Source organism: Bacteroidales bacterium, from assembly GCA_018334875.1.
Lineage (GTDB): Bacteria > Bacteroidota > Bacteroidia > Bacteroidales > UBA12077 > JAGXLC01.
In genome coordinates, this window is the sequence record JAGXLC010000280.1 from 1 (window position 1) to 5,298 (window position 5,298).

The 5,298-nt window shown below is 42.2% G+C and carries 4 protein-coding genes; all 4 read left to right on the top strand.

Annotated features, from left to right (window positions below):
* The first annotated feature begins 228 nt into the window (after nucleotides 1-228).
* Nucleotides 229-1,101 carry a helix-turn-helix transcriptional regulator gene (locus KGY70_16390; GenBank protein ID MBS3776778.1) on the top strand — a complete coding sequence of 291 codons (873 nt, stop codon included), beginning with the start codon at nucleotides 229-231 and terminating at the stop codon, nucleotides 1,099-1,101.
* A gap of 237 nt (nucleotides 1,102-1,338) precedes the next feature.
* Nucleotides 1,339-3,513, top strand: coding sequence for a response regulator (locus tag KGY70_16395; GenBank protein ID MBS3776779.1), 2,175 nt, complete (start codon nucleotides 1,339-1,341; stop codon nucleotides 3,511-3,513).
* A gap of 377 nt (nucleotides 3,514-3,890) precedes the next feature.
* Nucleotides 3,891-4,112: a hypothetical protein gene (locus tag KGY70_16400; GenBank protein ID MBS3776780.1), complete on the top strand. Its 222-nt coding sequence runs from the start codon at nucleotides 3,891-3,893 to the stop codon at nucleotides 4,110-4,112.
* Nucleotides 4,113-4,168: 56 nt separating this feature from the next.
* Nucleotides 4,169-5,298: tetratricopeptide repeat protein (locus tag KGY70_16405; protein MBS3776781.1), on the top strand; the 1,130-nt coding region annotated here is incomplete at its 3' end.

Here is a 5,298-nt window from a genome sequence, read left to right on the forward strand (position 1 = left end):
TATAAAAATAAAGGCTACCACAATGATGATTCTTCTGTCAACTGTTTTCATTTTATTTAACTATGCTGTTGTTTTAAAAATCGCTTTTTGACTCCGGTCTCGACATAAGGTTTAATCACGGAGTCAAACTAAAAACAGAAAAAAAGCAAAAAAGTTTATTGAAATTCACCCGATAATTTCTTGTCATCGTACTGAGATTTTTTGTAACTTGCAATCAATCGGTTGAAAATGAAAACGCTTTACCGGAAATACTTTGAAAGGATCCGTACAAGGGTCTTTCTGCCATCCATTGAATTGAGACCTTATATCATCCAATACATGATATACGAGAATGCCTCAATTCATTTACGGGATATTCCTTTCAGGGCGTTGCCCAACGGATATGTCGAGCTCTTTTTCCATTTAAACGGGAGCCATGTCCATTTTCACGAGAAAAGATCCATTACAAGACGTAAATGCTTCCTGGCAGGCATATTTGAGCTAACCTATCCTTTAAAAATTAAAGTGACCACTACTAATGAATGCTTTAACGGATTGAGCACTACATTTACGCCTAAGGGGGTAAACAAACTTCTGGGGGTCGCACTTTTCGAGCTTACCAACCGCATCATCGACGTGGAATCTTTTTGGAGAGAAGAGGGAAACCGGCTGATTCAGCAGATCATTTATGCAAAAACCGATGAAGAGCGGGTTCAAATCCTGAACAAGTTTTTCATGTTCAAACTATATGACGAAAAAGACGTCAATCAGAAAGACATTCAGTGGATCCTCGACCTTTTGGAAGAGAAGACAGGTAAGATTACAGTAGATGAAATGGCCCATCACCTGGATCTTTCCTATAAAACCCTCTATAGAAAATTTCATGTGAATATGGGCTTGCGTCCCAAGACCTATTTTAAGATCTTCCGGTTCAACCGGGCCTGCAGGTTACTGAATCAATATCCGGATATCGACTGGGGAGAGCTTGTGTATCGTTGCGGATATTACGACCAGCCGCATTTCATCAATGAATTCCACACCATCATGAAGGAATCTCCCACCCAGTTCATAAAAACCACAGGCGGCAATTTTTACCTGAACCGGCCCTATTGTTTCAGGTGAAAGTCATTATATACACGATAATTCCCACCATTACCCGATTCCGGTAGAAAAATGTTTTTTAAACAAACTTTCTGAAAATTGTCCGATTTTTCCAATACAAAATCTTTCATATAGTGTATCTTACTTCCGTTTTTTTCTGATTATGAGGAGTGAATGCCTGAATGAATGATTACTTAAAATTGTCACATTGATACATTGTCACATTGTTATAAAAACCATACAAAAACTTTTTCAACAATGATGATGAACCACCTGACTAAAGAAGAAATCACTACCTGGATTGACCACCACCTGGCCGATCCGAGGCTGGAGCCCGAGGCCCTGCTCCGCAAACGCTGGGCATGGATATGGATGGTGGTCACCTTTGCAGGAGTTTTGGCTACGTGCATAGTAAATATTTTTATCTTAAAGCTTCAGCCTTTCTGGTGGTGTGGAACTGCAATTTTATTGGGTTTTCTGGCCGGTTTTTTCATCTATCCCAGAACAAAACGATTTGACCTGGTGATCAACATCCTCTTCTCCTTTTTGATCCTGATGGGATTCTTTATCATGGTGCAAAGCGGTGGACTGAAAACTTCCCTCGGAAGCACATATATCGGCATCAATTGTATCATGGTGAGCGCACTGGCAGGAAACCTGAGATGGACCATTGGAATGTTCCTTTTTTATTGTTTGACGATTGGTTTAATTGGCATCCTCAATCCCATGCTGGAAACTCCTGAATATATCACACCCGAAACCAATGCAATAGCTTTCTTTTATACCGCCTTATGGAGCAATGCCGCCGTGATTCTCCTGCTGGTGTTGTACATGAGAGATAAATTCCGCTATGAAAAGGCAGAATCCGAAAGGCTCAGACAGTTGGATGACGCCAAAACCATGCTTTATTCAAATGTTTCTCATGAATTCAGAACTCCGCTAACGGTGATACAGGGGGTGGCGGAGCAAATGGAGCAACACCCGGAAAAGTGGAGAAGCAGGGGACCCGAAAAAATAAAAACACAGAGCAGGATTCTTCTTGACCTGGTAAACCAAATGCTGGATATCTCCAAACTGGAGGCCGGAGTTATGCGGCTGAAACCAATCCGGGGCGACATCTGCCAATATATACAGCATGTAGCAGATTTCTTTCAAAGCCAGACGGAAAACAAGGGCATTGAATTACAGGTACAAATATATGACCAGCCGATCTATACCGACTATGACCCGGAAAAAATGATGCATGTATTGACGAATCTGATATCGAACGCAATCAAATTCACGCCTTCCGGGGGAATCATAAACATCCGGGTAACTAAGGAAAATGAAGGAAGGGGAGTAATGGTAGAAATACACATCTGGGATAACGGAAAGAGTATCCCAAAAGAAGCTATGGGTCATATCTTTGAACGTTTTTACCGGATCCCGGCCATAAATGAGCAAACACCCGGCACGGGCCTGGGTCTCTACCTCACCAGCCAACTGGTTCAATTGATGAAGGGAAACATCCGTGTTGAAAGTGAAGAAGGCAGAGGAACAGAATTCATTGTCAAATTGCCGGTTACCCGAAATGCGCCGTTTAAGGAAGATCATGGTATCTCTCTCATTCATTGCTGTTCTCTTCACTCCATTCATACGGAACATAAAGCTGGCAATGAGCATGAAATCCCGCACACTGCATCTGCTGACAAGCCCATACTCTTAATTGTAGAAGACAACAGCGACCTGACCGAATATCTCGTCGCTACGCTTGAGGGTCATTATATGATTGAACTGGCAACCAATGGCAAACTTGGCCTGGAAAAGGCTACGGAGATCATCCCGGATATCATCCTGACAGATCTCCTGATGCCCCAGATGTGCGGACTCGAGATGCTCAGACTCCTCAGAAAAGATATACGGACGGATCACATCCCGGTGGTGGTATTGACGGCCCGCGGAGATTTTAACTCCCAGATTACCGGGCTCAAAACAGGAGCGGATCATTACCTGGTTAAGCCCTTCAGCCAGGAGGAACTGCTCCTGAAACTGAACAACCTGATGGAAAGCAGGCGCAGGATGCAGCAAAAGCTGGGTGCATTTCCTGCAACAAATAATAAGAATCATGGCCATTACAGGCAACAACAGCAGTTCCTGTCGGAGATCAATGCCCTTCTGGAAGATCAACTGCATGATGAAGATTTTGGAATAAAAGAAATTTGTTTATCCCTCCATATGAGCCGACCCCAGTTGTATCGCAAGTTCTCTGCCCTGACCGATATGCCCATTGGAAAATATATCAGAATATACCGGCTACATAAAGCAAAAACCATGATCGAAGAAGAGGGCAAAAACGTGACCGAAGCCGCCCTGGAATCCGGCTTCAGGAATCTTTCCCACTTTAGCTCCAGTTTCCGGGATGAATTTGGTTATCCCCCGAGCGAACTGCTTTAACCCGAATAATTCTTGCCGCAGCTATAGCTGCAAACAAATTTATCTTACCCTGGTGATAGGACAATGTTCATAAATATTGTGGATTTTTAACCGAATGACTTTTATGATCAGCCTAAAGAAAGACGTATCAAAAATTTTCAATTTAAAGTGCAGTAAAACTTTATGAACAGGCTGACTGGTCAATTTTGATACAATTTGCAAAACATTTGAGACGCTCACCAAAGCATGCCATTTGCCATAATAATACCTTTGATTGATAGAGTAAAGTGATTATTTACATCTTATTAACAGAATAAATTCATGTATATGAGAAATAAAGGTATTTTAATCAGAAAAATTCCATGTATTGGGAAAATTATCATCGGGCTTGTGGCATTATGGAAATGAAAAAAGGACATTTTGAAGGGGCCCGGAATCATTTCGCAAAAGCAGGTGAAAATCCACTGACGTGGTACTATATAGGCCAGGCATGGCATCAGGAAGGAGATCATTATAAAGCTTATGAATGGTATCGCAAAGTAGCAGGTTGCTGCAACAATTCGCTTGATCTGGGCAATGTTAAATATAAAGCCTTCATGGGACTGCAGGAAAAACTATAAAAAGCGACGATATTTCAGAATTCTCCTATTATCATCATTCATTAAAACAATAGATTATGAAAAGAAAAAACTTTATCAGAAAACTGTTAGGAGCCTCATTATGCATATTGCTCCTGGCACCGGCTGCGCTGAACGCGCAGGAGAAAATGCCCATCACCACTTCTTCGGAAGAGGCTAGGGAGCTGTTTATTGAAGGAAGGGATCAGGCTGAAATGCTTAACATCGCCAAATCAACTGAATTGTTACAGCGTGCTGTTGAACTGGATCCGGAATTTGCCATCGCTTACCTGTTTCTTTCGTTTAGCGAAGGAGGAGGAGCCAGCTTTGCCCGTGAACCATTAGACAAAGCCATCAAGTTTTCCAGCAAGGTTTCGGAAGGGGAAAGGCAGATGATCCACCTTATAAAGGCCATGCGAGCAGGAAATGAAAGAGCAGCGGAGATACACCGGCAAGCCCTTCTGAAACTTCACCCACAGGATAAACGGGTACAATTATGGTCCGGTTATTCCTTTTATTTTCAGGAGGAATATAGAAAGGCGCTCACGCATTTCAAAAAGGCCAAACGGCTGAATGAATCATTTCACCCTGCCTACAACATACTGGGCTATACCTATATGAATCTGGGAAAACCGGAGAAGGCAGAAGAATATTTCAAAGCATACCTGCGAATGCTTCCTGATGCTGCCAATCCCCATGATTCCTATGCAGAATTTTTAAGGAAGCAGGGCAGATTTGATGAAGCCATTGAACATTACAAAAAGGCCATAGCGTATTCTCCCGGATTTCTGGCAAGCCATAAAGGATTGGCAGATAGCTATCTGTTCAAAGGCGAATACGGGCTTGCGAGGGAACAGTACCAAAATTACTATAAACGGTTATCCAGTAACTACTCTAAGTTCAATGCCTTGTTCCTTGAAGCTTCTGTAGATCTGCATGAGAACAATCTGGAAGCAGCCATGAAGACCATGGATAAATATACAGATTTGGCAGAGGAGTGGGATTTATCATTTTATAAAATTTTTGGCGAAATCTACAAAGGGTACATATTATGCGAAAGAGGAAAAACAGAAGATGGTTGGAAGCATTACAGTAAGGCCATTTATATGATGAAAGAGGTTGGTTTGGGAGAAAACACGAACGAAAACCCGGAAACCTTAAGTCATTTGCTGGAATTTAGCGGTCTAAC

What these genes read in the sequence shown, in the direction of transcription:
- KGY70_16395 (MBS3776779.1), top strand. Translation starts at nt 1,339, where the DNA reads ATGATGATGAACCACCTGACTAAAGAAGAAATCACTACCTGGATTGAC.
- KGY70_16390 (MBS3776778.1), top strand. Translation starts at nt 229, where the DNA reads ATGAAAACGCTTTACCGGAAATACTTTGAAAGGATCCGTACAAGGGTC.
- KGY70_16400 (MBS3776780.1), top strand. Translation starts at nt 3,891, where the DNA reads ATGGAAATGAAAAAAGGACATTTTGAAGGGGCCCGGAATCATTTCGCA.